General features: G+C 76.5%; 2 protein-coding genes. Both read left to right on the forward strand.

Annotated features, from left to right (window positions below; genetic code table 11):
• A partial coding sequence (locus AC0CYZ_RS14575; protein ID WP_472216510.1) for a universal stress protein occupies nucleotides 1–805 on the forward strand: 805 nt, incomplete at its 5' end.
• A 100-nt stretch (nucleotides 806–905) separates the two neighbouring features.
• Nucleotides 906–3,797 (forward strand): ATP-binding protein (locus tag AC0CYZ_RS14580; RefSeq protein WP_472216512.1); only part of this gene is annotated, 2,892 nt, incomplete at its 3' end.

Below are 3,797 nucleotides of genomic sequence, written 5' to 3' on the forward strand. Positions count from 1 at the left end.
GGTGGTCGTCGGGGTCGACGGGACCTCCAGCGCCCTGGCCGCGGTGACGTGGGCAGCCACGGAAGCGGCCCGTCGGGACGCCGAGCTGCACCTCGTGGAGGTGCTCCCGGCGAGCGACGCGGCCGGGCTCGCAGACGGTCGTCCCCACGGGCGTGCCCGGGCGTTGTTGTACCGGGCGGCGGAGACCGCGCGGGCCGTGTCGCCGACGCTGCCCGTGAGCACGACGGCCCTGCCCGGCAGGGTCGGCCCCTCGCTGGTGTCCCAGGCGGCCGGAGCCGGTCTGCTCGTCGTGGGCTCGAACGGACCCGGCGGGCCGATCCCGTTGTCCCTCGGCCGTGTGCTGGGTGAGGTGACCAGCCGGGCCGGATGTCCCGCGGTGGTCGTGCCCGCACGGCGCACGGGAGCGTCGTCGACGAGCGGGGCGGTACTGGTGGCCGTCGACGGGGACACCGGGAGCGAGGGCGCACTGGCTTTCGCCGCGGACACCGCGCATCGGTGGGGACAGCCGCTCATCGTGCTCGACCCGCGCAGCACCGGGGACCGCCACGTCGGCGAGGAGTACCCGGGACTCGTGACCAGATCGGCCTCGGAAGGCTCGGTCGATGCGGAGATGCGCTCCGACGACAGCATCCGACTGGTCGTTCTCGGAACGCTTCGCCGGAGCGCCACCGACAGCGGAGTTCCCGGGTGGAACAGGCACTTCCTGCCGCTGTACTGCCCCTGCCCCGTGGCGGTGGTCCCGCCTGGTGCCTGGCCGGCAGCGAACGAGCCGACCAGGCAGCCCGAGCACGCCGGCAGCACCTGACCCCGCCCCGGGACGTTCCGGTCACTCACGGTCACCCCGAGCCGCCGATCGGTGGCTCTCCGCTCTTGCCCCCGCGTGGGGAGCACCGGATAGTGGAGTGATGGCAGTCACGGTCCGGCTTGCCGGTCCGTTGCGGGTCGAGCGCGGTTCCCCCTCCGAGACGCTGCGCATCGGGAGCGCGAAGGAGCGCCGGTTGCTGGCGGTCCTGGCCGGGCACCGCCCGCACGCCCTGACGGCGGACCGCCTGGCCGAGGCGCTGTGGCCCGGTCGGCTCCCCCGGAGTCCGACGGCGAACATCGCGACCCTGGTCAGCCGGTTGCGGGCGCGGCTGGGCGCAGCAGTCGTCGTGGGTGACCGCCAGGGATATCGGCTCGGTGAGCCCCCGGCCGTACGGGTGGACCTCGACGAGGCCGCCGAGCTGGTCGCCCAGGCGTCCCGCCGCCTCGCGGAGGGGGCTCCGGGCATGGCGACCACCGCGGCCCGTCGTGGCCTGGACCTGTTGGAGGCCGAGCCGCTCGCCGAGGAGGACGACGCCCCGTGGGTGGTCGACGTCCGTCGGAGATGGCACGAGCTGCGACGTGCCGCGCACCACCACGCGGCCGAGGCGGCCCTCACCTCGGGCGAGGCGACCAGGGCCCGGGCGTTCGCCGCGGACGCCCTGGTGGCCGATCCGTACGACGAGACGGCGGTGCGCCTCCTGCTCGCCGCCGACCAGGCCGCCGGGGAGCCGGCCCGGGCGATCGTGGCCTACCACCGGTTCCGGTCCAGGCTGGCCGACGAGCTCGGTGTCCAGCCCTCGCCACCCACGCGCGAGGCCTACCTGGCCCTGCTCCACGAGACCCCGGCCTCACCGGCGACACGTCCGCCCGCGGCGGCGGGCCGGCACCCGCCGAGCGGACCGCCCATGGTCGGCCGCGCGGCGGAGACCGCCCGGCTGACGGCGCACTGGGACCGCGCCGGCACCGGTGTCGCCGGGGTCGTCCTCGTCGTCGGGGAAGCCGGGATCGGCAAGACGCGGGTGACCGCCGAGCTCCAGCGCGTCGCCGGCGAGACCGGTGCCCGGGTGGCCGTCGGTCGCTGTCACGTCGCGGAACGCTCGCTGTTCCTGCAACCCGTGGTCGACGCGCTCGGGATCGCCCTGGCGGAACTCCCGGCCCACGAGCTGCGCGCCGCCGCCGGCCGTCACGCCCGCGTCCTCGGCGGGCTCTTCCCCGATCTCGCCGACGCGCTCGGCCTGGCGGACCTCGACGCGTCGGTGCCGGACGCCCGACGCACCTTCGAGGCGATCGGCGCCCTGCTGCGCGCCCTGACCGCGCACCGCGCGATGCTCCTGGTCCTCGACGACCTCCACAACGCCGGGATGGCCACGACGGAGCTGCTGCACCACCTGGCGCTGCGCGTCGGCGACGCCCGGCTGCTCGTCGCGGCGACGGTGCGGGTCGAGGAGGGCGCCGCGGCCCTCGCGGCCCTCGACGGCGCCGCCGACCGGATCGACCTCGGGCCGTTGTCCTCCGCGGACGTCGCCGAGCTCGCCGGGCGGGCCGGGCACGCCGACCGGGACGCGGTGATCGCGCGCCGGACGCGCGGCAACCCCTTCTTCGTCATCGAGGTCCTGCGGGGTCTGGCCGCCGGGGACCACGACCTCCCCGAGTCGCTGCAGGCCGCTGTCGTGACGCGGGTCCGCCGTCTGGGCGGGGCCGTGGAGGACCTCCTCCGGGCCGGCTCGGTCCTCGGCGCCACCGTGGACCCGGTGGTCCTGGCGCGGCTGATCGGCGTGGACCCGGCCGAGGCCGCACGGCGGTGCGAGCAGGCCGCGACGGCGCGGCTGCTGGTCGAGGCGGGCGCCGTGTACGAGTTCGCCAACGACCTGATCCACGAGATCCTGTACGTGACCACACCGGCGCCCATCCGGCGGCTGCACCACCGCCGCGCCGCCGACCTGCTGACCGCCACCCCCGAGGCCGTCGGCGTCCACGCCCTCGCGATCGAGGACTGGGCCCGGGCGGCCCGGGCGTTCCTGCTGGCTGGGAGGGCGGCGACGCGTCGGGGAGCCGTGGGCGACGCCGAGGCACTGCTCGACCAGGCCCTGAGCGCAGCCCGACGCGCGAGCTCGGCCGAGATCGTCGGCCGGGTGCTGCTCGCCCGGGCCCGCGCCCGCGAGGGGCTCGAGCGCTTCCCCGCGGCGTGGGCGGACCTGGACGCCGCGTCCGACGCGGCCCGGCGCGCCGGTGACCGCCGTCTGCAGATGGCGGCACTGCGTGAGCTCGGCGGCGACGTCCCGATCGCCCTCGGCCGCCCGATCGACGAGAGCACCGGCTCCCTGCGACAGGGACTGCGACTCGCCCTCGACTGCGGGGACGCGGGCGCCGAGGCCGACATCCGAGCCCGGCTCGCGGTGCTCGCGACGCACCGCCTGGTGTTCGACGAGGCGCTGGACGACGGTGTCCGCGCCGTGCTCGCCGCTCGCGCCGCACACGGCGAGGAGACCCTCGTCGTGGGACTCGACGGGCTCAAGTCGGCGCACGCCTACCTCGGGCACGTCGTCGAGCTCGCCGAGGTCCTCGACGAGATGGAGCCGCTGGTGCGACGGCGGGACGACCGCTGGCACCTGCCGTGGGCGATCTTCGAGGGATCCTTCGGCGCCATCGCGGACGGGCGGTGGGACGAGGCCCGTGGACGCGTGGTCGAGGCCGTCGAGGCGAGCGCGCGGAGCGGCTATCCGGCCCACGCGACGTGGTTCGTCGCCCACCTCGGGTGGATCGCCCGGTTGCAGGGCGACCTCGACGGAGCCCTGGAGCACGGGCGGCACGCGGTCGACCTCGCCGGACGAGCCGCCCACTCGTGGTGGTCGCCCACCGCGCGGGCGCTCCTCGCGACCTCCCTGCTCGAGGCCGGGGAGGTGCCCGAGGCCCGCATCCTGGCCGACGACGCCGTCGCGGCCGCGGGGCCCGACGCCGTCGCTGCGTGCCGCCTGCGGTGCCTGGGCCTCGGC

The sequence above is a fragment of the Actinomycetospora sp. genome, from assembly GCF_055612215.1.